Origin of the sequence: Nioella sp. (assembly GCF_965215655.1) — a bacterium.
Classification (GTDB): Bacteria; Pseudomonadota; Alphaproteobacteria; order Rhodobacterales; family Rhodobacteraceae; genus Nioella.
This window is the reverse complement of sequence record NZ_OZ244111.1, coordinates 2317161-2343347: the sequence shown is the minus strand read 5'-3', so window position 1 is coordinate 2343347 and position 26187 is coordinate 2317161. Positions and strand designations below refer to the sequence as shown.

At 63.5% G+C, this 26187-nt stretch carries 27 protein-coding genes; 17 read left to right on the top strand and 10 right to left on the bottom strand.

Features of this window, described 5'->3' with window-relative positions; translation table 11 throughout:
- The first annotated feature begins 44 nt into the window (after nt 1-44).
- Nucleotides 45-1733: a thiamine pyrophosphate-binding protein gene (locus tag ACOOEX_RS11705; protein WP_420394998.1), complete on the top strand. Its 1689-nt coding sequence runs from the start codon at nt 45-47 to the stop codon at nt 1731-1733.
- A 70-nt stretch (nt 1734-1803) separates the two neighbouring features.
- On the opposite strand, the gene ACOOEX_RS11700 is transcribed toward ACOOEX_RS11705, so the two are convergent.
- Complete coding sequence (locus ACOOEX_RS11700) at nt 1804-2715, bottom strand: LysR family transcriptional regulator (RefSeq protein ID WP_420394997.1); 912 nt, start codon at nt 2713-2715, stop codon at nt 1804-1806.
- 100 nt (nt 2716-2815) lie between these two features.
- On the opposite strand from ACOOEX_RS11700, the gene ACOOEX_RS11695 reads away from it, so the two are divergent.
- Nucleotides 2816-3943, top strand: a complete 1128-nt coding sequence (locus ACOOEX_RS11695) for an enolase C-terminal domain-like protein (RefSeq protein ID WP_420394996.1) — start codon at nt 2816-2818, stop codon at nt 3941-3943.
- Between the two features lie 2 nt (nt 3944-3945).
- Here the strand turns inward: ACOOEX_RS11695 and ACOOEX_RS11690 are convergent, their stop codons facing one another.
- Nucleotides 3946-4461 (bottom strand): winged helix DNA-binding protein, encoded by a 516-nt coding sequence (locus tag ACOOEX_RS11690; RefSeq protein WP_071691826.1) that lies wholly within the window; start codon nt 4459-4461, stop codon nt 3946-3948.
- A gap of 132 nt (nt 4462-4593) precedes the next feature.
- On the opposite strand from ACOOEX_RS11690, the gene ACOOEX_RS11685 reads away from it, so the two are divergent.
- The 6 genes from ACOOEX_RS11685 to ACOOEX_RS11660 all read left to right on the top strand — a co-directional run bounded on the left by ACOOEX_RS11685 (nt 4594) and on the right by ACOOEX_RS11660 (nt 10653).
- Complete coding sequence (locus tag ACOOEX_RS11685) at nt 4594-5835, top strand: NAD(P)/FAD-dependent oxidoreductase (protein ID WP_420394995.1); 1242 nt, start codon at nt 4594-4596, stop codon at nt 5833-5835.
- A gap of 47 nt (nt 5836-5882) precedes the next feature.
- Complete coding sequence (locus ACOOEX_RS11680; protein ID WP_420394994.1) at nt 5883-6866, top strand: TRAP transporter substrate-binding protein; 984 nt, start codon at nt 5883-5885, stop codon at nt 6864-6866.
- An 82-nt stretch (nt 6867-6948) separates the two neighbouring features.
- A complete protein-coding gene (locus tag ACOOEX_RS11675) occupies nt 6949-7485 on the top strand; it encodes a TRAP transporter small permease (protein WP_420394993.1) in 537 nt (178 codons plus the stop codon).
- Nucleotides 7486-7489: 4 nt separating this feature from the next.
- Nucleotides 7490-8800 carry a TRAP transporter large permease gene (locus ACOOEX_RS11670; RefSeq protein ID WP_420394992.1) on the top strand — a complete coding sequence of 437 codons (1311 nt, stop codon included), beginning with the start codon at nt 7490-7492 and terminating at the stop codon, nt 8798-8800.
- Nucleotides 8800-9735: a hypothetical protein gene (locus tag ACOOEX_RS11665; RefSeq protein WP_420394991.1), complete on the top strand. Its 936-nt coding sequence runs from the start codon at nt 8800-8802 to the stop codon at nt 9733-9735. Before ACOOEX_RS11670 ends, ACOOEX_RS11665 begins: the two co-directional genes overlap by 1 nt.
- Nucleotides 9736-9813: 78 nt before the next feature.
- Complete coding sequence (locus ACOOEX_RS11660) at nt 9814-10653, top strand: YiiX/YebB-like N1pC/P60 family cysteine hydrolase (RefSeq protein WP_420394990.1); 840 nt, start codon at nt 9814-9816, stop codon at nt 10651-10653.
- A gap of 7 nt (nt 10654-10660) precedes the next feature.
- Here ACOOEX_RS11660 and bhcD read toward each other — a convergent pair whose 3' ends face one another.
- The 4 genes from bhcD to bhcA form a co-directional block, all read right to left on the bottom strand.
- Nucleotides 10661-11626: an iminosuccinate reductase BhcD gene (gene bhcD / locus ACOOEX_RS11655; protein ID WP_420394989.1), complete on the bottom strand. Its 966-nt coding sequence runs from the start codon at nt 11624-11626 to the stop codon at nt 10661-10663.
- A gap of 72 nt (nt 11627-11698) precedes the next feature.
- Nucleotides 11699-12862, bottom strand: a complete 1164-nt coding sequence (gene bhcC, locus ACOOEX_RS11650) for a 3-hydroxy-D-aspartate aldolase BhcC (RefSeq protein WP_420394988.1) — start codon at nt 12860-12862, stop codon at nt 11699-11701.
- Between the two features lie 39 nt (nt 12863-12901).
- Complete coding sequence (gene bhcB / locus ACOOEX_RS11645) at nt 12902-13876, bottom strand: beta-hydroxyaspartate dehydratase BhcB (RefSeq protein ID WP_420394987.1); 975 nt, start codon at nt 13874-13876, stop codon at nt 12902-12904.
- Between the two features lie 11 nt (nt 13877-13887).
- The gene (gene bhcA / locus ACOOEX_RS11640) at nt 13888-15078 is read right to left on the bottom strand and encodes an L-aspartate--glyoxylate aminotransferase BhcA (protein ID WP_420394986.1); all 1191 of its coding nucleotides are present in this window, start codon (nt 15076-15078) and stop codon (nt 13888-13890) included.
- A gap of 215 nt (nt 15079-15293) precedes the next feature.
- Between bhcA and ACOOEX_RS11635 the strand changes: the two genes are divergently transcribed.
- Nucleotides 15294-16112, top strand: a complete 819-nt coding sequence (locus tag ACOOEX_RS11635; RefSeq protein ID WP_420394985.1) for an IclR family transcriptional regulator — start codon at nt 15294-15296, stop codon at nt 16110-16112.
- Here the strand turns inward: ACOOEX_RS11635 and hemP are convergent, their stop codons facing one another.
- Entirely contained in the window at nt 16113-16274 is a 162-nt protein-coding gene (hemP, locus tag ACOOEX_RS11630) for a hemin uptake protein HemP (protein WP_420394984.1), read from the bottom strand.
- 293 nt (nt 16275-16567) lie between these two features.
- Here hemP and tig point away from each other — a divergent pair, with 293 nt between their 5' ends.
- From tig to ACOOEX_RS11600, 6 genes are all read left to right on the top strand, one after another.
- The gene (tig, locus tag ACOOEX_RS11625) at nt 16568-17893 is read left to right on the top strand and encodes a trigger factor (protein WP_420394983.1); all 1326 of its coding nucleotides are present in this window, start codon (nt 16568-16570) and stop codon (nt 17891-17893) included.
- Between the two features lie 361 nt (nt 17894-18254).
- Nucleotides 18255-18425, top strand: a complete 171-nt coding sequence (locus ACOOEX_RS11620; RefSeq protein WP_420394982.1) for a hypothetical protein — start codon at nt 18255-18257, stop codon at nt 18423-18425.
- 170 nt (nt 18426-18595) lie between these two features.
- Entirely contained in the window at nt 18596-20494 is a 1899-nt protein-coding gene (locus ACOOEX_RS11615; protein ID WP_420394981.1) for a hypothetical protein, read from the top strand.
- Between the two features lie 136 nt (nt 20495-20630).
- A complete protein-coding gene (locus ACOOEX_RS11610) occupies nt 20631-21092 on the top strand; it encodes a hypothetical protein (RefSeq protein WP_420394980.1) in 462 nt (153 codons plus the stop codon).
- 92 nt (nt 21093-21184) lie between these two features.
- Complete coding sequence (locus ACOOEX_RS11605; RefSeq protein ID WP_071691844.1) at nt 21185-21652, top strand: hypothetical protein; 468 nt, start codon at nt 21185-21187, stop codon at nt 21650-21652.
- Between the two features lie 134 nt (nt 21653-21786).
- Entirely contained in the window at nt 21787-22629 is an 843-nt protein-coding gene (locus ACOOEX_RS11600) for a hypothetical protein (protein ID WP_420394979.1), read from the top strand.
- Nucleotides 22630-22759: 130 nt separating this feature from the next.
- Here ACOOEX_RS11600 and rplI read toward each other — a convergent pair whose 3' ends face one another.
- From rplI to rpsF, 3 genes are read right to left on the bottom strand one after another with little or no spacing between them, the layout of a single operon-like run.
- Nucleotides 22760-23386, bottom strand: a complete 627-nt coding sequence (gene rplI / locus ACOOEX_RS11595; RefSeq protein ID WP_420394978.1) for a 50S ribosomal protein L9 — start codon at nt 23384-23386, stop codon at nt 22760-22762.
- Nucleotides 23387-23399: 13 nt separating this feature from the next.
- Nucleotides 23400-23627: a 30S ribosomal protein S18 gene (rpsR, locus tag ACOOEX_RS11590; RefSeq protein WP_420394977.1), complete on the bottom strand. Its 228-nt coding sequence runs from the start codon at nt 23625-23627 to the stop codon at nt 23400-23402.
- A gap of 22 nt (nt 23628-23649) precedes the next feature.
- Nucleotides 23650-24003 carry a 30S ribosomal protein S6 gene (gene rpsF, locus ACOOEX_RS11585; RefSeq protein ID WP_420394976.1) on the bottom strand — a complete coding sequence of 118 codons (354 nt, stop codon included), beginning with the start codon at nt 24001-24003 and terminating at the stop codon, nt 23650-23652.
- 300 nt (nt 24004-24303) lie between these two features.
- Here rpsF and ACOOEX_RS11580 point away from each other — a divergent pair, with 300 nt between their 5' ends.
- Both ACOOEX_RS11580 and ACOOEX_RS11575 read left to right on the top strand, forming a co-directional pair.
- Nucleotides 24304-25524 (top strand): hypothetical protein, encoded by a 1221-nt coding sequence (locus ACOOEX_RS11580; protein ID WP_420394975.1) that lies wholly within the window; start codon nt 24304-24306, stop codon nt 25522-25524.
- Between the two features lie 210 nt (nt 25525-25734).
- Entirely contained in the window at nt 25735-26127 is a 393-nt protein-coding gene (locus ACOOEX_RS11575; protein ID WP_420394974.1) for a hypothetical protein, read from the top strand.
- The last annotated feature ends 60 nt before the right edge of the window (nt 26128-26187 follow it).

Genomic DNA, 26187 nt, shown 5'->3' with positions numbered 1-26187 from the left:
TGAGCTGTATACAGCATGAAATATGAATCCGCGGAGATGAGTCGATGACCAACCAGATGAACGGGGCCGAAGCGCTGGTGAAGATGCTGGAGGCTCAGGGGGTGCGGCATGTGTTCGGCCTGTGCGGCGACACCAGCCTGCCGTTTTATGACGCGATGCGCGGGATGGATCACGGCATCACCCATGTGCTGACTCGCGATGAACGATCCGCCACCTATATGGCCGATGCCTATGCCCGCGTGACCGGGCGGCCCGGCATCTGCGAGGGGCCGTCGGGCGGCGGCGCGACCTATATCCTGCCGGGGCTGATCGAGGCGTCGGAAAGCAGCTATTCGGTCTTGGCGATCACCTCTGATATCTCGGTCGGGACCTATGGGAAATACCCGCTGACGGAGGTCGATCAGGAGGCGCTGATGCGGCCCCTGACCAAGTGGAACACGGTCATCAAGCAGGCGGCCCACATTCCCCGCATGGTGCGCGGTGCGTTCCGGGCGATGACCACGGGCCGCCCCGGCGCGGCGCATCTGGGTCTGCCCTATGACATCCAGTACGATCCCGTCGACCCTGCCGATATCTGGGCCGATCCCGCGACGCATGTCTTTCCCGCCTACCGGCAGGGGCCGGAACCCGGCGCTTCGGAGGCGGCGGTCGACGCGATCCTGTCAGCGAAACAGCCTTTGATCGTCTGCGGTGGCGGCGTGGTGATTTCGGGCGCGTGGGAGGAACTGGCAAGGATGGCCGCGCGGCTGGACATCCCGGTGGCGACCTCGATTTCGGGGCAGGGCAGCCTTGCCGACAGCCACCCGAACTGCCTCGGCGTGGTCGGGTCGAACGGCGGCACGGATGAGACCTGGGAGGCGATGGAAGCCGCCGATCTGGTGGTGTTCATGGGCATCCGGGCCGGGTCCACCACCACGGCAAGATGGGAGGCCCCCAAGCCCGGCACGCGCATCGTGCATTTCGACAGCGACCCGATGGTGATCGGGGCTAATTACCCGACCGAGGTGGGCGTCGTGGGCGACCTGCGCCTGTCGCTGACCGAGGTGAACGCGGTTCTTGATGCACGCGACGCGGGGGCGGGGTTCGGTGGTGCCAGGGCGGTGGCCGAGCGCAAGGCGCGCAAATTCGCGCGGTTCCGGGCCCTGGCCGAAAGCGACGCGGCCCCGATCCGGCCCGAGCGGGTGATTGCGACTTTGAACCGACTCTTGCCGCCTGATGCGACCATCGTGTCAGACCCCGGTACAAGCTGCCCCTACATGTCGGCCTATTACCAGCAGGACCTGCCGGGGCGTTTCTTCATCACCAACCGGGCGCATGGGGCGCTTGGCTATTCGCTTTCGGCATCTCTGGGTGCGTGGTATGGGCGGCCTGCATCCAAGACCGTGGCGCTGATGGGGGATGGGTCTTTCGGCTTTACGGCGGGCGAGTTGGAAACCGTGACGCGTCACCGCGCGCCGATCACCTTCGTTGTCTTCTCCAACGCCAATTTCGGATGGATTAAGGCCAGCCAGATGGCCGACAAGGGCGCGCGGTATTACAATGTCGACTTCGCAACCGTGGACCATGCGGCGGTGGCGGCGGCCTACGGGGTCAAGTCCTGGCGGGTGGACGACCCTGCCGAACTGGACAAGGTGCTGGCCGAGGCGATTGCCCATGACGGACCGACGCTGGTCGATGTGGTGGTGCAACCGCTGGAGGAAGCCGCCGCGCCCGTGCGTCGGTGGATGGGCTGAGCCGGGCGGGGGGAAGCGGCTTGCAAGCCGCTTGAAAGGGCCTTGCAAGGCCCTTCCCCCCGCGCCCAGATCAACCGTTTGCGCCGGGGCTGCAATCGTAGGGCCTAAGCTCCTCCAGAAGCAGCGCAAGGAACTCCTGCCCGAGCGCCGACATGGGCCGGGTGCGCGAGGTGATCACCGCCATGTCCATCAGGATGCGGGGGCGGAAGGGCCGGGTGATGAACCCGCCTTCGAAGTCGAAATGCAGGGCGAACGGGTCAAGTATCGCCACGCCCATCCCTTCTTTCACGAAGCTGAGCAGGTTCTTGAACAGATGCGAGTGAACGCGCGTCCGCAGGGGGATGCCCGCGTTGTGAAACGCCTCGCGCGTGCGCCTGTGGGTCATGTGTTCCGGCCCCATGACGATGAAGGGCGTGCCATCCAGCAGTTCCGGCGTCAGCACGTCATGGCGGGCGAGCGGGCTATCCTCGGGCAGCGCCAGCAGGGTTTCGATCTGAAGCGGATGCACGTTGAGCGCGTCATGCAATAGCGGCAATTCGCAGATCCCGATCTCAAAGAGGCCCGACTGCACCCATTCCTGGATCTTCACCGAATATTGCGACTGGAATGAAATCGACATGTCGGGCCGGTCCCTGGCGAAACGGGCAATCAGCCGGGGCATGAAGCCAAAGGACATGGAATGCTGCGAGGCAACCTGGAGCTGCCCGGCCTGCTTGTTCTGCAAATCGACGACCGCCTGGCTGACATGGTCGAGCCCGCGCACCACGGTGTCGACCTCCTGATAGAGCACTTCAGCCTCCGGCGTCGGCACCAGCCGGCCGCGCACCCGCTCGAACAGCTTGAACCGGGTCTGGCGTTCCAGTTGCGACAGGAGGTTTGAAATGCCGGGCTGGGAAATGCCGAGCTGGTCGGCGGCGGCGGTGACCGTGCCGGTCTCAACTATGGCGTGAAAGGCCTGAAGCTGGCGGAAGCGGAGGGACATGCCTCACCTCATCATTTTATCTGATGAAGAATAGATAAATGAATATTGGAAATGATGGAATAGGGGCGGCAGGGTGGACCAAGGGAAATATGGGGACAGTATGTCGGCCTGGGACCAGACGATCACGGGAGTTGACCTGTGGCATCTCGCGCTGCCGGTGAACGCACGGCGCGACCATGGCATTGGCTCGGTCGAGCATGCGGTGGATATTGTCATCCTGCGCCTGACCACCGAAGGCGGGCTGCAGGGCTGGGGCGAGGCGAGCCCCTGGGTGGTGTTCACCGGCTCTGCCGAGGCGACATATGCGGCGCTCGACCGCTATTTCAGGCCCCTTGTCTTGGGGCGCAGGCTGTCGGACCGGGCGCGAATCATGGCCGATGCGCAATATGCCGTGGCCCATTGCACGGAGGCCAAGGCAGCACTGGAAACCGCCCTGCTCGACCTTTTGGGCAAGGCAGCGGGGCTGCCGGTGTCAGAGCTGTTGGGCGGCACCTATCGGGCGCGCATTCCGCTGTCCTGTTCCATCGCCGACCCCGATTTCGACCGCGACCTTGCGCTGATGGACCGGCTGCGCGCCGATGGGGTGCGGATCATCAAACTCAAGACCGGGTTCAAGGATCATGCCTTCGACATGATGCGGCTGGAGCGGTTGCGGGCCGATTACCCGGAGTTCGACATCCGTGTGGACTATAACCAGGGTTTGCATCATGACGTGGCTTTGGCCTGCGTGCGGGATGTGGCGACGTTCCGGCCCACCTTCATCGAACAGCCCGTGAAGGCGCATCTGCGGGAGTTGATGGCGCGGATCCGGGGCGAGATCGACGTGCCCCTGCTGGCGGATGAGAGCGTTTTCGGACCGGAGGACATGGCGCTTGGCCTGTCGATGGGGATCGCCGATGGCGTCTCGATCAAGATCATGAAATCGGGCGGGTTAAGCCGGGCCCAGACCGTGGCGCGGATGGCGGCGGCCTCTGGCCTGTCGGCCTATGGCGGCGACATGTTCGAGGCGGGCATTGCCCATCTGGCAGGGGCCCACATGATCGCGGCAACGCCAGAAATCACCTTGGGCTGCGAGTTCTACCAGGCGAGCTATTTCCTTGTCGAGGACGTGCTTACCAGCCCCTTCCCGGTAGAAAACGGCGCAGTCGTGCTGCCGACCGGCCCGGGCCTGGGGATCGACCCGAACCCGGATGTGCTGGAGAAATACCGGCGGAGGGCAGGGGGATGAGCCTAATATGTCGTCGCGGCGCGGGCAGCCTGATCGTATTGCCCGGACATGAGGCGCAGCAGCGTGCTGAGGCGGCTGATCTGCTCGGGCTCGAAGCCAAGTTCGTGCACGGCGCGCAGAAGCAGCGCCTCGCGGATGTCGCGGTAGCGTTCGCAGGCCGCAGCCCCCGCCTCGGTCGCTGTCACGGTCTTTTCCTTGCCCTGCCGGCCCTCGCGCACCAGCCCCGCCTTGGCGAGCTTCTTGATCGCGTAGTTCACCGTGTGGGTGTCCTCTATGCCAAGCCCAAGGCAGAGATCGGCCAGCGTCTTGGCGCGGCCCCGGTGGTGGACGGAATGCATCACCTGAACCTCCAGCGCCGACATGTCCGGGTGGCCAGACGCCGCCATCGCCCGCATCATCCAGCGTTGGAAGGCGTTGTTTGCAAGGGTCAGACCATACTCGAATTCCGAGATCTGCGGGAAGCTGCCATCGGCGAGATGGGCAGAGGAAACAACGGGGCCAAGATCAGTGTGTGACATGTCTTCAAACTGCGTCTTTCTGATAAATTGTCAACAAAATGTTGACGTATTGTCGCTTAAAGGCAAAGCTGACCTGAGGGAATCGCCTGAAACGGGCGCATTTGCCCGCAACCGGATGGGAGGATGTCCCGCATGAGCGGTCGCATCGTTGTCATAGGCGCAGGGATTGTCGGGGTCTCCGCCGCGATCTGGCTACGCCGCGCCGGGCGCGAGGTGATGCTGGTGGACCGGGGCGATCCGGGGCAGGGGACGAGCTATGGCAACGCCGGGGTTCTGGCCAGCTGCGCGATTGTGCCGGTGACCACGCCGGGGCTGATTGCCAAGGGGCCGGGTTACCTTATGGACCCCAATTTCCCGCTCTTCATGCGCTGGTCCTATGTGCCGCGGATGATCCCCTGGCTGGTGAAATATCTGGGCCATGCCAATGACCGAGACACGCGGCGCATTGCCGGAGGGATCAACGGCGTGATCGGTGACAGCGTCGATCAGCATTTGGCTTTGGCACGGGGCACGCGGGCCGAGGAATGGGTGGTCGAGAGCGATTACACCTTCGCCTATGCCGACCGTGCGGCGTTCGAGAAGGACAGCTATGTCTGGACCCTGCGCCGCGAAGGCGGCTTCGTGCCCGAACTGATCGAAGGCGCGGCGGTGCATGAGTATCAGGACTGCTTTTCCGACAGGGTCGGCTGTCTGGCGGTGATGAAGAACCATGGGTTCATCCGCGATCCGGGCGGTTACGTGGCGGCGCTGGCCGAGGAGTTCAAGGCGCTTGGCGGCACGTTCCGCAAGGCCGACGTCAAGGATTTCACCCTGACAGGTGGCAAGGTCAGCGCGGTGCAGACCACGGAAGGTGAGATCGCCTGCGATCAGGTGGTGCTGACCACTGGGGTCTGGTCGAAACCGCTGATGAAAAAGCTGGGCATCACCGTGCCGATCGAAACCGAGCGCGGCTATCACATCGTGTTCGAGAACGCGACGGGCGGGCCGACGGTACCGGTGATGGTCGCGAGTGGAAAATTTGTCGCCACACCCATGGCGCAGGGCGTAAGATGTGCCGGTGTGGTTGAGTTTGGCGGGCTGGAGGCCGGTCCATCTAAAGCGCCGTTCGAGCTGCTGAGACGGCAGGTGGCGGAAACCTTTCCGAAGCTTCAGGCCACCGACGAGATCGAATGGCAGGGCCACCGCCCGGCCCCGACCGACAGCCTGCCGCTGATCGGAGAGGTGCGGGGAACCGGCGTCTTCGCGGGCTTTGGCCACCACCATATCGGCCTGACGGGCGGGCCGAAAACCGGGCGCTGGCTGGCGCAGATGATGACCGGCCAGCGGCCCAATATCGACATGACGCCTTACGATCCGCAACGGTTCGCAGGGTGACCCGAGATAACAAGACCAAGAATGCAGCAACCAACAAGGAGACTGACATGAAGACCTTCAAACTGACCCTCGCCGCTGCGGCGACCGTGCTGGCAGGCCCGGCGCTGGCGGATACCTGGGATATGCCGATGGCCTATTCCGGATCCAACTTCCATTCCGTGACCGGCGCGGAGTTTGCGCAGTGCGTGACCACCGGCACTGGCGGCGAGATCGAGATCGTGACCCATCCGGGCGGCTCGCTTTTCGCAGGCGCGGACATCAAGCGCGCCGTGCAGACCGGGCAGGTGCCGATCGGCGAGCGTCTGCTCTCGGGCCACCAGAATGAAAACGCGCTTTTCGGTGTGGACTCGATCCCCTTCCTCGTCTCCTCTTTCGAAGAGCATGACGTGCTGTGGGAAATCGCAGAGCCCTATATCACCGACCTTCTGGCCGAACAGAACCTCGTGCTGCTCTATTCCGTGCCGTGGCCGCCGCAGGGCCTCTACTTCAACCAGGAAGTGAACTCGGTCGCCGACATGGAAGGCATCCGCTTCCGGTCCTACTCGAACGCCACGAACCGTCTGGCGGAACTGACCGGCATGCTGCCGGTGACCATCGAAGCGGCTGAAATCAGCCAGGCCTTTGCCACCGGCGTGGCCTCGTCCATGGTGTCCTCGGGTGCGACCGGTTATGACCGCCGCGTGTGGGAAAGCCTGAGCCATTTCTATGAAGTCGATGCCTGGCTGCCGCGCAACTACGTCTTCGTGAACGCCGATGTCTGGTCCGACACATCGGAAGCCAACCAGGCGGTGATCCGCGCCTGTGCCGGCATGGCGGAATACGCAGGCAGCTGGCGCGCACGTGAATATACCGGCTTCACCCTCGCGGGTCTGGCCGCCGGTGGCATGACCGTGCAGCGTGCGGGCGATCAGCTGGTTGCCGACCTTCAGGAAATCGGTGCCACGATGACCGAGGAATGGCTGGCCGATGCCGGTGAAGACGGTCAGGCGATCGTTGACGCCTACCGCGCCGCGATGGCTGCACAGCAGTAACGCTGTCTCTCCCACCTCGGGGGCGCTGTGACCGTGGTCCGGTGCCCCCGAGGACATTCCCCTTCCGAAAAGAGGCTGATCCATGACCGGAACTCTCGGAGTGTTGCGTTGGCTGCTGGACGGGCTTTACAGGATTGCCGGTGTTCTGGCCGCCCTCTGCCTTGTCACCATCCTTCTGCTGATTGTCGCCCAAATGGTGGCCCGCTGGACCGGCGAGCTGTTTCCCGGCGCGCCCAATTATGCAGGCTATGTCATGGCGGCGGCCAGCTTTCTGGCCTTTGCCAGTGCCCTGAATGGCGGCGCGCATATTCGCGTGTCGATCCTTCTTAACGCCGTGCCGGTACGCATCAAATGGCTGCTGGAAATCTGGTGTTTCGGGGTCGCCACGGCCATCTCGGCCTATTTCGTCTACTACGCTTACTGGTTCGTCTACTGGTCGTGGAAGTTCAACGAGGTCAGCCAGGCGCAGGACGCCACGCCCCTGTGGATTCCGCAGTCGGTCATGGTCATTGGCGGCGCCATCCTGACCATCGCCTTCCTCGACAACCTGATCTCGGTCCTCTTCAAGGGGCAGAGCCGGTTGGGCAGCAACATCGTCGATCAAAGCTTCGGGGAGTGATGACATGACCGAACTTCTTGCCATCATTATCTTCCTCGCGGTTCTTTTCTTCCTGCTTGGCACCGGTGTCTGGGTCGGCGTCGCCCTGATGGGCGTGGCCTGGGTGGGGATGGAGCTGTTCACCTCGCGCCCCGTGGGCGACACCATGATCACCACGATCTGGGCGTCGTCATCCAGCTGGACCATCACCGCCTTGCCGCTCTTCATATGGATGGGCGAAATCCTTTACCGAACGCGGCTGTCAGAGGATATGTTTCGCGGGCTGTCGCCCTGGCTGGCACGGCTGCCGGGCGGGCTGGTGCATACCAATATCGTGGGTTGCACGGTCTTCGCGGCGGTCTCTGGCTCGTCTGCCGCAACGCTGACCACCGTCGGCAAGATGTCGATCCCGGAACTGCGCGCGCGCAAGTACCCGGAACATATCGTCATCGGCACTCTGGCCGGTGCTGCGACGCTCGGCCTGATGATCCCGCCGTCGCTGGCGCTGATCGTCTATGGCGTGGCCGTGAACCAGTCGATCACCGAGCTCTTCTTTGCCGGTGTCTTCCCCGGCCTTGTGCTGGCCCTGATGTTCATGGGCTATGTCGCCGCCTATTCCTTCATCTCGAAGGGCTGGCAGCCGACCTTGGAAACGGCAATGAGCTTCGCAGAAAAGGTGCGCAATTCCCGGTTCCTCATTCCCGTCATGGTACTGATCTTCGTGGTGATCGGGTCGATGTATACCGGCACGGCCACCGCGACCGAGGCCGCCGCCATCGGCGTCATCGGGTCACTGGTTCTGGCGGCAAGCCAGGGATCGCTGAATTGGGACAGCTTCCGCGAAAGCCTGATGGGGGCCACGCGCACCTCGGCGATGATCATGCTGATCCTGGCGGGTGCCGCGTTCCTGAAGCTGTCCATGGGATTCACCGGGCTGCCGCGTGCGCTGGCCGATGGCATCGCGGCGATGGAGCTGAGCCGGTTCGAGCTGCTGATGATGTTGCTGGTCTTTTACATCATCCTCGGAATGTTCCTCGACGGAATCTCGTCCGTGGTGCTGACCATGGCGGTCGTCGAACCCATGGTGCTGGAGGCCGGGATCGACCTGATCTGGTTTGGCATCTTCGTTATCGTCGTGGTCGAGATGGCCCAGATCACGCCGCCCATTGGCTTCAACCTCTTCGTGCTGCAAGGCATGACCGGGCATGAAATGAGCTATATCGCCAAGGCCGCGCTGCCGATGTTCGCGATCATGGTTCTGATGTGCTTCGTGCTGATCTGGTTCCCGGAGCTGGCGCTGTGGCTGCCGGAATCGATGCGATCGGTTCCACAGTGATGAGTACAATCGGGCGGGCGCTGGAAATCTGCGCCCGCCACGGCCGCCTTGTCCTTGTGGCGGGGCTGGTGGCCGGGATTTCCCTTCCTGATCTGGCGCAGGCCATGCGGCCCCATCTGCCCTGGATGGTGGCCGTTTTGCTATTCTTCTCGGCATTTCGGATCGGCCCGTCAGAGACGCTTGGCCAGTTGACCCGACTTTGGCGGCCCCTGCGCGACGTGGTGGCGCTGCAATTGCTGATGCCGGTTCTGGGCTTTGCGCTGTTCACGCTGGCGGGCGTCATCGACAGGGTTCCGGCGCTGGCGGTGATGCTGATGCTGGCGGCGCCCTCGATCACCGGGGCCCCGAATTTCGTAGTGCTGGCGGGCAAGGACCCGGCGCCCGCGATGCAGATCCTGATTTTCGGCACGGCTTTGTTCCCGCTGACGGTGCTGCCCATCCTGTGGCTGATGCAGGGCGCGATGCCGGGGGCTGGCGACGTGCTGGCCGCTGCGGGGCGGCTGGTGCTGGTGGTGGCGCTGGCGGTGGCGCTTGGCTTTGCGGCCCGCGCGGTGATCCTGCCGCGCCCCGATGCGGCGCAGACCCGTCAACTGGACGGGGTGGGGGTGATCCTGCTGGCCATTATCGTGATCGGGCTGATGGCGGGGGTCGCGCCGTTGATCGAGACAGGCTGGCAGGCGGTCGGTTTCTGGCTGGCCGTGGTCTTCGCCGCCAATTTCGGGCTGCAACTGGCGGTGTTCCTGGCCCTGCGTGCCCGCACGTCGCAGGAGGTGGCGCTGTCGATCATCGCGGGCAACCGCAACGTGGCGCTGTTCCTCGTGGCACTGCCAGCGGCCACGGTGGACGCGCTTTTGCCCTTTATCGCCTGCTATCAATTCCCGATGTACCTGACACCGCTCCTGCTTGGCTGGCTGCACAAACGGTCAGAGACCTGAGCGCACCGCGCGGCGTGACCTTGCGCGCGTTCTCTGCCAAGCTTGCGCATCATTGGAGACGGACAGGGGTTGACGCGCATGGGACGGATAGTTGCAGGGCTGGTGTTTCTGGCCATGGCAGGCTGCGCCGCTGCGCCCCTGCCGCCCGATGCGACGCGGGCCGATCCGTCCCGGATTGTCGCCGGATGCTGTCAGGGCGCGGGACCTTACCCGGACTGGATGATCGCGCTGGCCGATGCCAATGTCGGGACGCTGCGCCAGCTTGGATTGATCCAGCTCCGGCCCGGCCGCATGACCACGCAGCCAGAGGCCACGGCATTGCTGCAAGGCGCTCTGCGCCCGATGGATCTGGTGTTCTTTCATTCCGACAACCGGGTTTCGGGCCTGCTGATTCCCGGTCAGTTCACCCATGGCGCGACCTATATCGGAACCGAACCGCAACTGCGCGCGGCAGGTCTGTGGCATCTGCCGGGGCTGGTGCCGTTTCACGATCAGATCAGGGCGGGGAACCTTTATCTGGAGGCGGTGGACGGGGGCGTTCGGCTGGCCCCCGCCGAGGTGGTGCTGGATACTGACGCGGTGGTGGCCCTGCGCCCGCGCGCAGGCGACCGGGCCCGGGCCTTGTCGCGCGGCATGGCGCAGATGGGCACGCCGTTTGACATGCGCTTCGACGCGGACGACCCGTCGGAGCTCTTCTGCGCCGAGTTGATCGCGCTGATGTTTGCCGAGGCCGAGTTGCCCCGCACCCCGGTTCCGGGGCGCGAGACGATCCTGATCGACGCGATTGTGGCGGGCGCGCTGACGGGCGATCTGCCCTTCGATCTGGTGGGCTATGTCGAGGCGACGCCGGGTGGCGGATCTCGCGTTGCGTCGGTCCGGGATCTGGCCTGGGATCTGCGCCGGAACTGGCCCCAGTGACTCGCGCTTACAGATCGACCTCGATGGCGACACCTTTTTTGACCGCTAGATCGACCAGGGCTGCGGACACCGCCAGATCCTGAAGCCCGACACCAGTGCCGTCAAACAGCGTGATTTCCTCCGCCGAGCTGCGTCCCGGATGGCTGCCATTGATCACCGCGCCGATCTGGGAAATGCCGGTTTCCGTGATCAGCCCCGCGGCAATCGCGTGCTGGCATTCACCGATAGTAATCGACTGCGCCACTTCGTCCGTGAATAGCGTGGCGCGTGCGACAAGGTCGGCGCTGGCTTCCTGTTTGCCCTTCGTGTCGGTGCCCATGCAGGCGATATGCGTGCCGGGACTGACATGGTGTTCCAGCAGGATCGGGGCGAAGCTGGAGGTGATCGTGATGATCACGTCGGCCTCAACCAGCCCGTCAAGCTCGACCGCCTCGAAGGGCAGCCCCGCCTCGGCGGCAACCTCTTCCAGCTTGGCCAGCATCTCGGGGTGATAGTTCCAGCCGATCACCTTCTCGAACGGGCGCTGCTCCAACGCGGCGCGCAGCTGGAAGCTGGCCTGATGCCCGGCGCCGACCATGCCCATCACGCGGGCATCCTTGCGGGCCAGATGGTTGATCGACACCGAGGACGCGGCAGCGGTGCGCAACGCGGTGGAGTAGTTGCCGCCCACCATGGCGCGCACCATGCCGGTATCGGGATCGAACAGGAAAACGGTGGATTGGTGGTTGATGATGCCATGCGTGTCGAGATTGTGGGGCCAGTAGCCCCCGGCCTTGAGGCCAAGCGATCCACCGACGCGGTCAAAGCCGCCCTTGAAGCCATAGAGCGCATCTTCATGGCCGATGGCTTCGCGGATGACGGGGAAGTTGTAGGCATCGCCCGACGCCATGGCGGCAAAGACGTTTTCGACCGCCCTGTAAGAGGCGTCGCGCGTTAGCAGGTCGGGGATTGCGCGTTCTGGAACGATGATCATGGCAGGCGCTTTCTGGGGAATTGGGGTCGGGGCCGGTCGGGCCGCCCCCGTCTGTGTCAGTGTGGGCAGAGATCAGAACGCCTTGCCACGGGCGGAGACGGGCCAGAGCGCTTCGACCTTGCCGCCCCGAACGCCCACATACCAGTCATGGACATTGCAGGTCGGGTCGCAATGGCCCGGCACCAGCCGCAGCTTGTCGTTGACCTTCAGCACGCCACGGGGGTCGCTGACGACGCCATGTTCGTCGGAACACTTGACGTATTCCACATCATCACGCCCGAAGACGACCGGCAGCCCGCTATCGACCGACTGCGCTTTCAACCCTGCGTCCACAATCGCCTTGTCGGCCTTTGCGTGGCTCATGACGCTGGTCAGGATAAAGAGCGCGTTCTCCCATTCGCCCCGGTCGATGCGCTGGCCGTTTTCATCGAGGATGCGGCCGTAATCGGCATCCATGAAGGCGTAGGACCCGCATTGCAGCTCATTGTAAACGCCTGAATTGCTTTCGAAATAATAGGACCCGGTGCCACCGCCAGAGACCAGTTCCGGCTCCAGCCCGCTGGCTTTTAACCCCTGCACGGCGTCCTCGACCATGGCAATGGCGGCATCGAGTTTCGCCTTGCGGTCCTCATACTTGTCCATGTGCTGCATGGCGCCCTGATAGGCCTGGATGCCGGTGAATTTCAGCCCCGGCGCAGCGTCAGCGGCTTTCGCAATGGCCACCACATCCGCGGTCGTCGTCACGCCGCAGCGCCCGGCGCCGCAGTCGATCTCGACGAAGACCTCCAGTTCCGTGCCGTGCTTTTCTGCCGCTGCCGACAGCTCTGCCACATTGTCCAGATCGTCCACGCAAACGATGATCCGGCTGCCCAGTTTCGGCAGACGCGCCAGGCGGTCGATCTTGGCGGAGTCGCGCACCTGATTGGACACCAGCACATCCTTGATGCCGCCGCGCACGAACACCTCGGCCTCGCTGACCTTCTGGCAGCAGACGCCAACCGCGCCGCCCAGGCTTTCCTGCAGCTTCTGCACATCCACGGATTTGTGCATCTTGCCATGGCTGCGATGGCGCATGCCGTGGGCCTTGGCGTAGTCGCCCATCTTCTTCACGTTGCGTTCCAGCGCGTCGAGATCGAGGATCAGGCAAGGCGTCTGGATGTCGGCCTCGTTCATGCCGGGCTTGGCGGGAATATCAAAGCCAACGTCGTAAGCGTCGAGATTGGTCAGGTCTTTCATGGTGTACTCCTTCGTTGGATGGGGGCGTAGGGTGGGCTGTTAGCCCACCATCCACGGCAACCGGTCCAGATCGACGTTGCCGCCGGTGATGATGACACCGACGCGTTTGCCGGCATAGAGGTCTCGGTTCTTCAGAATCGTGGCCAGCGGCACCGCGCTGGAGGGTTCCATCACCACGCGCAGCGCCTTCCAGGTCAGTTTCATCGCGTCGATGATCTCCTGCTCGCTGGCGGTTTGCACATCGGTCACGAAGCGGGACACGAAATGCCAGGTGTTTTCCTTCAGCGGCACTTTCAGCCCGTCGGCAATGGTCTCGGGCGCGTCATCGGCGATGATATGCCCGGCGCGGAAGCTGCGGGCGGCATCGTCGGCCTGTTCCGGTTCCGCAGCAAAGATGGCGGTTTCGGGCGCGAGGGTCGACAGTGTCAGGCAGGTGCCCGAGATCATGCCACCCCCGCCAATCGGGGCCACGACCGCATCAAGCCCGCCGGTCTGCTCCAGCAGTTCCGCCGAACAGGTCGCCTGACCCGCGATCACGCGCGGGTCGTTATAGGGATGGACGAACTCGCCCCCCGTGCGGGCCTGAACCTCGGCAAAAACCGCCTCGCGGCTGCTGGTCGAGGGTTCGCATTCGGTGATGATGCCCCCATAGCGGCGCACGGCGTCTTTCTTGGCCTGCGGCGCGGTGCGCGGCATCACCACATTGCAGGGAATGCCCCGCCGACCCGCCGCGTAAGACAGCGACAGCGCGTGGTTGCCGGAGCTGTGGGTGCAGACCCCGGCGTCGGCCATCTCCTCAGACAGCCCGAAGACCGCGTTGCAGGCGCCCCTCACCTTGAAGGCCCCGGCCTCCTGCAGGTTCTCGCATTTGAAGAACAGTTCGGCCCCGGTCAGGTCGTTCAGGAATTCCGACTGCAAGACGGGTGTGCGACGGACATGCGGCCTGATCCGCTCATGCGCGGCGCGCATGTCGTCGATGGACAGGGTTTCAACGGCTGTGGTTGCGTCCAGCATCTTGGGCCTCCTCATGCTGCCGATTTCAGGGTGCCGGCCCGGCTGGCGCGGAAATACTCCTGTGCCACCGAAACGCCGGAGCCGAGCGTGACCGGATAATCCAGATCCGCCATGGCCATTTCGATCGTGGCCAGCCCCGACAGCACCATGACATCGGTCAGGCTGCCAAGATGGCCGATGCGGAAGGCCTTGCCGTTCATCTGCCCCAGACCGATGCCGAAGCTGACGCCATAGGCCGAAAACGCGTGATCGGTCAGGGCGTTGCTGTCGAACCCGTCCGGCACATAGATCGCACTGACCGTGTCGGAATAGAGCTCCGGCGATTGCGCGACCAGCCTCAACCCCCAGGCATCGACGGCCCGGCGCACGCCCTCGGCCAGCCGGTGGTGGCGGGCATAGACATTGTCCAACCCCTCCTCGAACAGCATCTTCAGGCTTTCGCGCAGCCCGTAGATCAGTTGCAGGGGCGGGGTGTAGGGGAACCCGCCCGAGGCATTGGCGGTCATCATGTCGCGGAAGTCGAAGAAGGTGCGGGGCAGGGTGGCCGTCTCCATCGCCGTCAGCGCCTTGGGGCTGACGCAGAGGATCGCCATGCCGGTGGCCAGCATGAACCCCTTTTGCGAGCCGGACACCGCGATATCCACGCCCCAGGCGTCAAATTCGAAGGGCATCGAGGCTAGCGAGCTGACGCAATCGACGAAGAGCATCGCGGGGTGGTTCGCCGCATCCATTGCCCGGCGCACGGCGGCAATGTCCGAGACGACGCCGGTCGCGGTTTCGTTATGGGTGACCAGAACGGCCTTGATCTTGTGGGCGCTGTCGGCGGTCAGTGCGGCCTCGAACGCATCGGCAGGCGCCCCTGCGCCCCAATCGCAGTCGATTATCTGAACCTCCAGCCCGTGGCGCTGGCATAGGTCGATCCAGCGATGGCTGAACATGCCGTAACGCGCCACCAGAACCCGGTCGCCGGGCGACAGGGTGTTGGTGACCGAGGCCTCCCACCCGCCGGTGCCGCTGGCGGGGAAGGTGATGATTGTGCCCTCCGAGCTGCCGAAGACGCGCTTCGTGTCCTCCAGCACCGGGGCGAAGGTCTCGACGAAATCGGGCGCGCGGTGGTCCTGCGTCTGCACATGCATCGCAAGGCGCAGCCGGTCGGGCATGTTGGTGGGGCCGGGAATGAAGATCGGGTTCTGGGTCGACATGGGGTATCCTCCGCTATGCCCACAGGATCGGGCAGGGCGCGGGGATTTGCAATTTTCTCAGAAAAGGTTTTTGAAGTGAATCTGTATGGATCAAACCATTTGTATTACATAGAAAAATATTTATCGCAAAAAATGGAAAATAATTCCATAATAGGAAAGTGAGCGCGCAAGCCCTGCTCAGCACACCCGGATTCGCACCCGAGAAAGGCCCCGATATGGCAGATCAGAAACGCGCCCGCGGGCGGCCCAAGTCGCAGTTCAGGGAAAGCTCCGCCAGCACATTGAACTCGCTTGACCGGGCGCTCGGGTTGTTGACCACGCTGGCGCAGGCGGAGCGCGCGACGCTGACCGATCTGGCGCTGTCGGCGGGCGTACCCACGGCCACCACGCACCGCATCCTGACCACCCTGCAAAAACGCGGCTTCGTCAGTTTCGACGAGGACCGGCAGGACTGGATGATCGGGCTGGAGGCCTATCGCACCGGCGTCTCTTACCTCGCGCGCAACGGAATCGTGGAGGCGGGGCAGGTGATCCTGCCGCAGTTGATGCGCGAGACGGCAGAGACCGCGAACCTAGCCGTGCCGGACGGGGCCGAGGTGGTCTTTGTCGGGCAGGTGGAAACCAAGAACCCGGTGCGGGCCTTCTTCCCGCCCGGCGCGCGCACGCCGATGCATGCCTCGGGCACCGGCAAGGCGATTCTGGCGGCGATGGCGGAGGATCAGGCGCAGAAACTGTTGCAGGGGGCGGGGTTGCAGCGGTTCACCGATAACACGCTGTCGACCCCCGCCGCCCTGTTCGAAGACTTGGCCCTGACCCGCGCGCGGGGCTTTTCCTTTGACCGGGAGGAGCGGTTCGAGGGCATGTCCTGCGTGGGGGCCGCGATCTACGACGAGAACGGGCTGCCTTGCGCGGGTGTCTCCGTCTCCGGCCCCGATGCGCGGTTCGATGCGGGCAGCGTGGCAGGGTTTGGCACTGCCGTGGCCCGTGCGGCGCGCGAGATCACCCGGATCAGCGGCGGGCGCATGCCCGGCTGATCACTTGGTTAATAAGAGCTTGCCCGCCCGCGTCAGGCGCAGGGTATAGACCTGATCCTCCAGCGCGATATAGGCCACCCGGCTGTCGCCGAGCAGATCGTCAGCACTGTGGACCGGGGCGGATTGTGTCAGGCTTTGGGGCAGGGGGATCTGGGCGGTCATCTTGGGCACTCCTGTTTCCGGGCAGCTCGCATGCTGCATCTGTCGCGGGTCCTGTTGGCGTCAGTGGCTGCGGGAGGCTGGCTGGTGACAGGTTTAATCTGATTAAAAGAGTCGGATATGTCAAGCCCGACTCGGCACCAAGAAAAACAGGAATGCGCGGGATTCCTTGCCATTCGGGCCATCGGCCCCGGCTTTGGGCTTGCATGCCCGCCCCCGCCACCCTAGAAGGCCACAGATTTTCTTATCCCGTCGCGTCCCCATGGGGTGCACGGGCCCGGCGAACGAGGAAAAACATGCAGGTCAACGAGACCCTGAACGAAGGGCTGAAGCGCGGTTACGAGATCACGATCACCGGGGCCGAGCTGGAAGCCAAAGTCAACGAAAAGCTGGAAGAAGCCCGCCCCGAAGTGGCGATGAAAGGCTTCCGCAAGGGCAAGGTGCCGATGGCGCTGCTGAAAAAGCAGTTCGGCCCCCGTGTCATGGGCGAAGCGATGCAGGAATCCGTCGATGGCGCCATGCAGGCCCATCTGGAGGAATCCGGCGACCGTCCGGCGATGCAGCCCGAGGTGAAGATGGTCAACGAGGACTGGAAAGAGGGCGACGATGTGGTCGTCTCCATGTCCTATGAAAAGCTGCCCGAAATCCCGGAAGTTGACTACAAGGCGCTGAGCCTTGAGAAGATGGTCGTGACCCCGGCAGAGGAAGACGTGCAGGACGCACTGAAGAACTTGGCCGAGTCGGCGCAGAACTTCGCCACCAAGAAGGGCAAGGCTGCCGATGGCGACCAGGTTGTGATCGACTTCGTGGGTAAGGTTGACGGTGAAGCCTTCGAAGGCGGCTCTGCCGAGGATTACCCGCTTGTCCTGGGCTCCAACAGCTTCATCCCCGGTTTCGAGGAGCAGCTGGTTGGCGTGAAGGCCGGCGAAGAGAAGGCCGTCGAGGTGTCCTTCCCCGAGGAATACGGCGCCGAGCATCTGGCCGGCAAGGCCGCTGTCTTTGATTGCACCGTCAAGGAAGTGAAAAAGCCCGTCGCCGCCGAGATCGACGACGAGCTGGCCCAGAAATACGGTGCCGAAGACCTCGCTGCCCTGAAAGGCCAGATCGAAGAGCGTCTGAAGGCCGAATATGCCGGTGCCGCCCGCGCGGTCATGAAGCGCAAGCTTCTCGATCAGCTGGATGCAGTCGTGAAATTCGACCTGCCGCCGTCGCTGGTCGAGGCTGAAGCCAAGCAGATCGCGCATCAGCTCTGGCACGAGGAAAACCCCGAGGTCGAAGGCCATGATCACCCCGAGATCGAGCCGACCGACGAACATAACGGTCTGGCCGAGCGTCGCGTGCGCCTTGGACTGCTGCTGGCCGAGCTGGGTCAGAAGAACGAAGTTCAGGTTTCTGATGCCGAGATGACCCAGGCGATCATGAACCAGGCGCGTCAGTATCCGGGCCAGGAACGTCAGTTCTTCGAGTTCATCCAGCAAAACCAGGCCGCTCAGCAGCAGCTGCGGGCGCCGCTTTTTGAAGACAAGGTCGTCGATTTCGTCTTCGAAATGTCCTCCGTGACCGAGAAAGAGGTCACCAAGGACGAGCTTCAGGCCGCCGTCGAGGCGCTGGAAGAAGAATAATCCCGACCCGATCGGGCCGAAACAGGGGGCTGCGCTACGGCGCGGCCCTTTTCTTGTTGCGATTTGATGCGCGCAAAGTCCCGATTGGGAAACAATATTTTTTGCCAAATGGTCCGAGTTTTCATTGGCCATGCCGCGCATAACGCGGTTATGCTTTGCTCGAGCCATAATCCTGTGCCATGCTGGTGACGATTTTTTTGAACCTTTAGCGCCGCTTGCGGCACCTACACCCAGATGGGCACGCGTCCCGTCGCACATCGGAAAGCGGATTCGGCCCGCCATAGGCCTGACCGGTTTCACAGGTGAAACGGCCCAAGCGGCCCCCGAATGTGCTGTAGGGAACCAAAGGGAGGAAACGGACATGCGATCGGTTCTGCCGATGAACATGATCCATACGGGACTGCTTCCGGCCATCGCGGCAGGTCTCTTTATCCTTGTTCAGATCCTCTCCGCCCCCCTGATCCGTCCTGATGCACGACCCGTTCCGGTCCGCGCCACGCGCGATCACCACCCGACCCGGAGGCCGCTGTGATCCGGGAACGCCAATCAGTCTTTGCGAATGACAGGGGCGCGCGCCGCCTCTGTTCAACGGTCCTGTCCGAACGGGCAGGGCCGAGCCGGTCGGAAAAGATCATGACCGCCCGGCGCTTTGGGACACATTCTGTTCATGATCATCACCCCCGTATCTTTGGAGGAAAACCCGTGAGATACCTAGCAACGGCCGCATTCGGCCTCATCGCCATGACGACGGCGGCGGCAGCCTGTCCGACATATAGTCAGACCGGCGCCAGCTATACCTATACCGGAGATCAGCTCTACACGCCGCAAAGCTTCGGCGTTGTGGCCGGTGGACAGAACAATATTGCCAACTGTGGCGTGCCGGGCGTGAACCGCACCGGCTGGGTCACCAGCGCCCCTGACTTCAGCTTCTACCTGTCGGGCATGGATCAGTATTACCTTGTGGCCGATGTGGTCAGCCAGTGTGATGCCGTCCTTCTGGTGAACACCGCGAACACCACCTGGATGTTCGACGACGATTCCAACGGCAACCTTGACCCGCGCCTGGAAATCCGTGGTGCCAACAATCTCAATGGCCGTCTTGACGTCTGGGTGGGCACCTATAACGGCACCTATTGCGACGCGACGCTGAACATGGAAACCTGGTACGCGCAGGCACCCGCACCAGCTCCGGCCCCTGGCGGCGGTGGCTTCCAGCCCGCTCCGGCACCGGCCCCGACGCCCGCACCGGCCCCGCAGCCCGCTGGCGGATGCCCGACCTGGGCGCAGCCCGGCCAGATGGTCTACATCACCGGCCAGCAGCTCTACAGCCCGACCAGCTACAACGTGCAGGCCGGTGGCAACACGAACATCTCGTCCTGTGGCGTGGGTGGTCGTGGCTATGCCAACCCGACCCCGCATTATTCCTACATGCTGTCCGGGATGGAGGGGTATGGCCGTCTGGAAATCGAAGTGACCAGCGCGTCCTGTGACACCACGCTTCTGGTGAACACGCCGGATACCACCTGGTATTTCGACGATGACAGCCGTGGCAACCTCCAGCCGCTGCTGAACATCCCGTCTTCGGCGTCGCTCAATGGTCGTCTGGATCTGTGGGTGGGCACCTATAGCGGCAACTCGTGCCCGGCCACGGTTGAGCTGGAAACCTGGCACAACGCCGCGACTCCGGCACCGGCCCCGACACCCGCACCGGCCCCGCAGCCCGCTGGCGGATGCCCGACCTGGGCGCAGCCCGGCCAGATGGTCTACATCACCGGCCAGCAGCTCTACAGCCCGACCAGCTACAACGTGCAGGCCGGTGGCAACACGAACATCTCGTCCTGTGGCGTGGGTGGTCGTGGCTATGCCAACCCGACCCCGCATTATTCCTACATGCTGTCCGGGATGGAGGGGTATGGCCGTCTGGAAATCGAAGTGACCAGCGCGTCCTGTGACACCACCCTGCTGGTGAACACGCCGGATACCACCTGGTATTTTGACGATGACAGCCGTGGCAACCTGCAGCCGCTGCTGAACATCCCGTCCTCGGCGTCGCTCAATGGTCGTCTGGATCTGTGGGTGGGCACCTATAGCGGCACGTCCTGCCCGGCCGTGGTGGAACTGGAGACCTGGCACAATGCCGCGACTCCGGCCCCTGCGCCGACTCCGACCCCGACGCCCGCACCTGCTGGTGGATGCCCGTCCTGGCAGCAGCCCGGTCAGATGATCTACATCACCGGCCAGCAGCTTTACAGCCCGACCAGCTACAACGTGCAGGCCGGTGGCAACACGAACATCTCGTCCTGTGGCGTGGGTGGCCGTGGCTATGCCAACACGATCCCGCACTACTCGTTCATGCTGTCCGGTATGGAAAGCTATGGCCGCCTCGAGATCGAAGTGACCAGCGCCTCCTGTGACACCACGCTTCTGGTGAACACGCCGAACACCACCTGGTATTTCGACGATGACAGCCGCGGCAACCTGCAGCCGGAGCTGAACATCCCGTCCTCGGGTGCCCTGAACGGTCGTCTCGATCTGTGGGTGGGTACCTATAACGGGACCTCCTGCCCGGCGGTGGTCGAGCTGGAAACCTGGTACAACTAAGACCGGCACAGATAAGGGCAGGGGCCACCTTTCGGGGTGGCCCTTTCCCCCTCAGGGCTCCGACGCGGATTTCATGCAGATCGGGGCAGACAGACACACCGGGGCAATTTGCGCCTGCCATACCCGGAGATTGACGATGAAACCTCTTTTTCTTGCCGCAACCCTGACGCTTGCCGCCGCTGCTGCCGCGCAAGCCTGTCCGGACTACCGAATGGGGGGCGATGTAGATTACGGCTACACTGGCGATATCCTGACCCGCGCGCGCGAATACAGCGTGCAGGTCGGCACCGACTATGCATTGACAAGCTGCGGCATCCAGTATCCCGGATACGTCTCTGCCGCGCCGACAATGTCCTTCCGCCTGGCTCGAATGGATCACTACCCGCTGGAGATTCGGGTCGAGGCCCCTTGCGATTCCGTCCTGCTGGTAAATGCTGCGGACGGGAGCTGGCACTATAACGATGACGGCCCTTACGGCCACAACCCTGAAATCAATCTACGCGGATCGGCCCTGTTGAACGGGCGCGTGGATATCTGGGTCGGCAGCTATGACGGGCAGACCTGCTATGGGGATCTGATCCTCGAAACCGATGGCTGACAAAAAAATCACCGGATCAGCAAAAAAAGTGTAGACACGACACTAAGACTGATCTATACAGACTGTGCATGACAAATTAAGGAGTTATCCAGATGCGCACCATTCTTTCAGCTTTCCTTGTATTGATCTCGCTGACGGCAGCCGCCTCGGCGTGTCCGACCATCACCCAGGGCCGCCAGTCCTTCTCGGTGACCGGTCAGTACCTGTACACCCCCCGCTCCTACGGCGTGATCGCCGGCGGTGGCCAGTACCTCCGCAACTGCGGGTTCAACCACACCGGCTACGTGATCTCGCAGCCCGACTTCTCGTTCTACACCTCGGGCATGGCGCCTTATGGCCGTCTGGAGATCGAAGTGTCCCAGGCAGCCTGTGACACCGTCCTGCTGGTGAACTCGGCCAACGCCTCCTGGTTCTTCGACGATGATTCCGGCGGCTACCCGAACCCCCGCATCAACCTGTACGGCACCTCCAACACCCAGGGCCGCATCGATGTGTGGGTTGGCACCTACGGTCCCTCGACCTGCTCGGCCACGCTGGAAATGGAAACCTGGTACAACTGATCCAGGCTCTCCTCTGAGTTGAGATTGGAAAGGCCGTCCCGCTACGGCCTTTCCGCTTTCCCCGGCCCGCGCCCCATTTGACGCCCGGCCAATTTCCCAAGCCCCGTTCACTGCCGATATGGGAGTTTCCCGACATGAAAACCCTGCTGACCTCTGCCGCCATCCTGCTCGCTGGAAGCGCCGCTGCGCTGGCTTGCCCCAGCTTCATGCAGCCCGGCCCGTCCTATGAATTCACCGGCGACATGCTGACCACGCCGCAGACCGCCCCGACGATCGCGGGCGGCCAGTTCTCGGTCCAGGCCTGTGGCCTGCCCGGTCTGGGCTATGCCACTGCCGTGCCCACCTATTCGCTGATCCTGAGTGGCATGGACAATTACGCGCTGGAAATGAGCGTCGTGTCCGAATGCGATGCGACCTTGCTGGTCAACACCGTCAACACCACCTGGCTCTTTGACGACGATTCCAACGGCAATCTCGATCCGCGCATGACCGTGTCCGGTGCTGAAAACCTCAATGGTCGTGTGGATGTCTGGGTCGGGACCTATGGTGGCAACAGCTGTAACGCTCAGCTGACCATCCAGACGATGCCCGTCGCAGGCGGTGCTGCCCCCGCACCGGGTGGCGGCTTTGCCCCGGCTGATACGCCTGCACCTGCGCCCGCTCCGGCACCTGCACCTGCCCCTGCGCCCGCTCCTGCACCTGCGCCTGCCCCTGCGCCCGCTCCGGCCCCTGCACCTGCGCCCGCTCCTGCACCTGCGCCCGCTCCGGCCCCTGCGCCTGCGCCCGCGCCTGCTCCGGCTCCGGCTCCGGCACCTGCGCCGGCACCCGCGCCTGCGCCCGCTCCGGCCCCCGCGCCTGCTCCGGCTCCGGCTCCGGCACCTGCGCCGGCACCCGCGCCTGCGCCCGCTCCGGCCCCCGCGCCTGCGCCTGCACCTGCGCCCGCTCCGGCACCGGCTCCGGTGGACGACGGCAAGTAAGCCCGCGCGGCCACATCACATCGAAAGGCCCGTCCCGAAAGGGGCGGGCCTTTTTCTTTGCCGCGTCTGGCACAAAAAAAACCGCGCCCCGAAGGGCGCGGTCATCACTGTCCCCGAAAGGGGAGACGGATCAGGCTTCTTCCGAGCCGTTTTCCGATTCGTCGGCGGCGGGGGCTGCGTCGCCCGCGTCATCGTCCAGTGCGGCTGAGCCGATATCGTCGAACAGTTCGGCGATCTCGAACTCGGCAGCGGCTTCCGCTTCGGCAGCCAGTTCCTGGATCGACTTGCCGGACGCCTGAAGCTCGGCTTCTTCGACCGAGCGGGCCACGTTCAGTTCGATCTCGACCTCAACCTCGGGGTGCAGGTTCACCAGAACGGTGTGCAGACCCAGTTCCTTGATCGGGCGGGTCAGGGCGACCTGCTTGCGATCGAGCGAGAAGCCGGCTTCGGTGGCGGCATCGGCAGCGTCACGGGTGGTGACGGAGCCGTAAAGCGCGCCGGAATCAGAGGCCGAGCGGATCACGATGAACTGCTGACCACCCAAGCGGCCCGCCAGATCCTCGGCTTCCGCCTTGGTTTCCAGGTTGCGCGCTTCGAGCTGCGCTTTCTGGGCTTCGAAAGCATCGATGTTGCTTTGGTTGGCGCGGAGCGCCTTGCGCTGCGGCAGCAGGTAGTTGCGCGCGTAGCCTTCCTTGACGGAAACCACATCGCCCATCTGACCAAGCTTGGCCACGCGTTCCAGAAGGATAACGTCCATGGGTCAGATCTCCTTACTTGACGGCGTAGGGCAGCAGCGCCAGGAACCGGGCGCGCTTGATGGCGCGGGCCAGTTTACGCTGGTTCTTTGCCCCAACGGCGGTGATACGGGACGGCACGATCTTGCCACGCTCAGAGATGTAGCGCTGCAGCAGACGGGTGTCCTTGTAGTCGATCTTCGGCGCGTTGTCGCCCGCGAACGGGTCGGTCTTGCGGCGGCGGAAAAACGGTTTTGCGGCCATTTTGAAAGTCCTTCCCTATGGGTTAGCGGCGCTCGCGGCGACCGTCACGGTCGTCCCGCTTCTGCATCTGGGCCGAGGGGCCCTCGTCATGGGCGTCGACCTTGACGGTCAGAACGCGCATCACGTCGTCATGCAGGCGCATCAGGCGTTCCATTTCCTGAACGGCGGCCGACGGGGCGTCGGTGCGCAGGAAGGCATAGTGGCCCTTGCGGTTCTTGTTGATCTTGTAGGCCATGGTCTTGACGCCCCAGTATTCGGAATCGACGACCGAACCGCCATTGTCCGACAGGATTGCGCCAAAATGTTCGATGAGGCCCTCGGCCTGCGCGTTGGACAGGTCCTGACGCGCGATCATCACATGCTCGTAGAGAGGCATGTCATCTCCAGTCTTGTTCAAGGCGTGTTTCAACGGCCGGGGCTTCGTCCTCCGCCCCCCGGACCACGAGAGACCACGCCGGTGCATAGGCAACGGCGGAGGAAGCCCGCCTTATAGACGGTTGGGGCAGGGGATCAAGGGGGATTCGGCTGCTGACGGCTCGGGGTCGTCCTGTCCGCGCGGCAAAGCCCGGGTTGAGCGTTTTGGCACGGAATGACCATCGGAGCGCCGCATTTTGCACCCGGTTGGATGGGTAAAATAGACGATACAAGTCCATTTCAGCGTTGAGTGGCTCTGATCATGCGTCGTTTGAAGCAGTTTGTCAGGAATGAAGGCGGGGCCGTGACCGTGGACATGGTGCCGCTGGTTTTCTTGACCGTGGCCCTTGCGCTGGTCGTTTCGGGCGAAATCATTTCCGGCGTTGCGGACGCATCGCGCGACACGGCGGATCATCTGGACGGCAATTCCATCATCGTGACCTCGTTCAATACCGGGGGACAGGATCAGGGCGCGGCTGATTCCGACGAAACAGCGGGATCCGGCGGCTGGACCGGCGGGTCGAGCGCTGCGCAGGGCGATGATTCCGATGCGGAGGACGATGAGTCCGGTTCCGGTTCCGGGGCTGAGGGCGATGGCTCCGAGTCCGGGGAAGACGGGGCGGACGGGGACGACGCGGGCGATGGCTCGGAAGACGGGGCTGGCTCTGGTGACGCGGCTTCGGATGGCACCGGGGGGGATGGCGCCGGGAGCGATGGCGGCTCGGGCGAGTCCGCTCAGAGCGGTGGCGATCAGAATGCTGGTGGCGGAAATTCCCATGGAAACAACGGTTTCGGCAATGGAGATCAGGAGGCGCCGGGGAATTCCGGACCCAATAACAATGCCGAGAATGCATCTGATGGTTCCGGTGGCTCTGGCGGGCAGGGCAACGGCAATGGCAATGGCAATGGCAATGCTAATGGTAACGGCAATGGCAATGGAAATGGTAACGGCAATGGCAACGCGGGCGGAGGGCTGACGATCACGTCCGGTTCCAGCGACAGTGACGATCCGGTTCTGATCATCACGGACGGCTCCGGCGGCGGGTCCGGGGCGGAGCTGGTCATTACCTCCGGCAGCGGATCGGGGCAAAGCGGATCGGGTGGAGGAACCCTGATTTCCGGCTCTGGCGGAGAAACTGGCGAATTGACGATCACGACTGGCTCGGGAAGCTCCTCCGGCAACGGCAACGGCAACGGCAACGGCAACGGCAACGGCAACGGCAACGGCAACGGCAACGGCAACGGCAACGGCAACGGCAACGGCAACGGCAACGGCAACGGCAACGGCAACGGCAACGGAAACGGCAACGGCAACGGAAACGGCAACGGCAACAATGGCCATGGTAACGATGCCGATGGGTGTGATGCCTCGAACCCCGGCAATGCGCCTCAATGCGTGGGGGACACGACTGATGACGATGGTCCCGCAGGTAACGGCAATGGGAATGGCAACGGGAATGGCAATGGGAACGGTCGAAATTGACCTGCCCAAGGGCGCGGCATGGCTGTAACCCTCTGCCCTTGGCCCCGATCCGCCCAGATTGCATGGATGCCGGCTTCCAGCCCGCAATAATCGCTCGACATGGCCGGTAATATTTACTTTCTCCAAAATTGACCTAAGGTAAACCTGAGGAAGCGTCAGGGATTTCTTTTGACGTGAGTAAGGAATTCCTTACCTTCGGGGGGGGAAGACATGGGGCCGACGGCGATGCTGGATTGGAACCAGACCAAGCGATTGGCGCGCAGCCTGAATCTGCCGAATGTCCACGAGGACATTCGCAGCGACGGGTTTGATTGTCTGCATGCCCATGGCCGCCTGTGGACCTGGTGGGACAGCCGGGTGGATGCGCCCGGGTTTCGCCTGCCCGCGGGGGAACGCGACTTCCTGATTGCCGCCGATCCCGAAATCTTCTTCGTGACCGAGGCGGAGGCGCCGTACAATCACGTCCTCGCGCATCCCGCGCGGGTCAGTCCGCGATGGATTCTCGGCAATCTGAGTCTCAGCTGGCGGGCCCTGGCCCCCACGATCTTCGTGCAGCTTTTTCCCGGCGAGGGGCCTCCCGTTCCACATTTCATGGAACATTAGCGATCCCGTCAGGGAGCTTGGCAATTGCGCCAGACCAGCGGTTGCGGTAGCCCCTTGGGC

Bases quoted from the DNA above. Each gene is read 5' to 3' on its own strand.
- ACOOEX_RS11695 (WP_420394996.1), top strand. From the start codon at position 2,816: ATGTCGGCCTGGGACCAGACGATCACGGGAGTTGACCTGTGGCATCTC.
- hemP (WP_420394984.1), bottom strand. From the start codon at position 16,274: ATGACCGCCCAGATCCCCCTGCCCCAAAGCCTGACACAATCCGCCCCG.
- ACOOEX_RS11680 (WP_420394994.1), top strand. From the start codon at position 5,883: ATGAAGACCTTCAAACTGACCCTCGCCGCTGCGGCGACCGTGCTGGCA.
- ACOOEX_RS11610 (WP_420394980.1), top strand. From the start codon at position 20,631: ATGAAACCTCTTTTTCTTGCCGCAACCCTGACGCTTGCCGCCGCTGCT.
- ACOOEX_RS11605 (WP_071691844.1), top strand. From the start codon at position 21,185: ATGCGCACCATTCTTTCAGCTTTCCTTGTATTGATCTCGCTGACGGCA.
- bhcC (WP_420394988.1), bottom strand. From the start codon at position 12,862: ATGAAAGACCTGACCAATCTCGACGCTTACGACGTTGGCTTTGATATT.
- ACOOEX_RS11575 (WP_420394974.1), top strand. From the start codon at position 25,735: ATGGGGCCGACGGCGATGCTGGATTGGAACCAGACCAAGCGATTGGCG.
- ACOOEX_RS11635 (WP_420394985.1), top strand. From the start codon at position 15,294: ATGGCAGATCAGAAACGCGCCCGCGGGCGGCCCAAGTCGCAGTTCAGG.
- ACOOEX_RS11620 (WP_420394982.1), top strand. From the start codon at position 18,255: ATGCGATCGGTTCTGCCGATGAACATGATCCATACGGGACTGCTTCCG.
- tig (WP_420394983.1), top strand. From the start codon at position 16,568: ATGCAGGTCAACGAGACCCTGAACGAAGGGCTGAAGCGCGGTTACGAG.
- bhcA (WP_420394986.1), bottom strand. From the start codon at position 15,078: ATGTCGACCCAGAACCCGATCTTCATTCCCGGCCCCACCAACATGCCC.
- bhcD (WP_420394989.1), bottom strand. From the start codon at position 11,626: ATGATCATCGTTCCAGAACGCGCAATCCCCGACCTGCTAACGCGCGAC.
- bhcB (WP_420394987.1), bottom strand. From the start codon at position 13,876: ATGCTGGACGCAACCACAGCCGTTGAAACCCTGTCCATCGACGACATG.
- ACOOEX_RS11670 (WP_420394992.1), top strand. From the start codon at position 7,490: ATGACCGAACTTCTTGCCATCATTATCTTCCTCGCGGTTCTTTTCTTC.
- rpsR (WP_420394977.1), bottom strand. From the start codon at position 23,627: ATGGCCGCAAAACCGTTTTTCCGCCGCCGCAAGACCGACCCGTTCGCG.
- ACOOEX_RS11580 (WP_420394975.1), top strand. From the start codon at position 24,304: ATGCGTCGTTTGAAGCAGTTTGTCAGGAATGAAGGCGGGGCCGTGACC.
- ACOOEX_RS11660 (WP_420394990.1), top strand. From the start codon at position 9,814: ATGGGACGGATAGTTGCAGGGCTGGTGTTTCTGGCCATGGCAGGCTGC.
- ACOOEX_RS11600 (WP_420394979.1), top strand. From the start codon at position 21,787: ATGAAAACCCTGCTGACCTCTGCCGCCATCCTGCTCGCTGGAAGCGCC.
- ACOOEX_RS11700 (WP_420394997.1), bottom strand. From the start codon at position 2,715: ATGTCCCTCCGCTTCCGCCAGCTTCAGGCCTTTCACGCCATAGTTGAG.
- ACOOEX_RS11705 (WP_420394998.1), top strand. From the start codon at position 45: ATGACCAACCAGATGAACGGGGCCGAAGCGCTGGTGAAGATGCTGGAG.
- ACOOEX_RS11685 (WP_420394995.1), top strand. From the start codon at position 4,594: ATGAGCGGTCGCATCGTTGTCATAGGCGCAGGGATTGTCGGGGTCTCC.
- rpsF (WP_420394976.1), bottom strand. From the start codon at position 24,003: ATGCCTCTCTACGAGCATGTGATGATCGCGCGTCAGGACCTGTCCAAC.
- ACOOEX_RS11665 (WP_420394991.1), top strand. From the start codon at position 8,800: ATGAGTACAATCGGGCGGGCGCTGGAAATCTGCGCCCGCCACGGCCGC.
- ACOOEX_RS11690 (WP_071691826.1), bottom strand. From the start codon at position 4,461: ATGTCACACACTGATCTTGGCCCCGTTGTTTCCTCTGCCCATCTCGCC.
- rplI (WP_420394978.1), bottom strand. From the start codon at position 23,386: ATGGACGTTATCCTTCTGGAACGCGTGGCCAAGCTTGGTCAGATGGGC.
- ACOOEX_RS11675 (WP_420394993.1), top strand. From the start codon at position 6,949: ATGACCGGAACTCTCGGAGTGTTGCGTTGGCTGCTGGACGGGCTTTAC.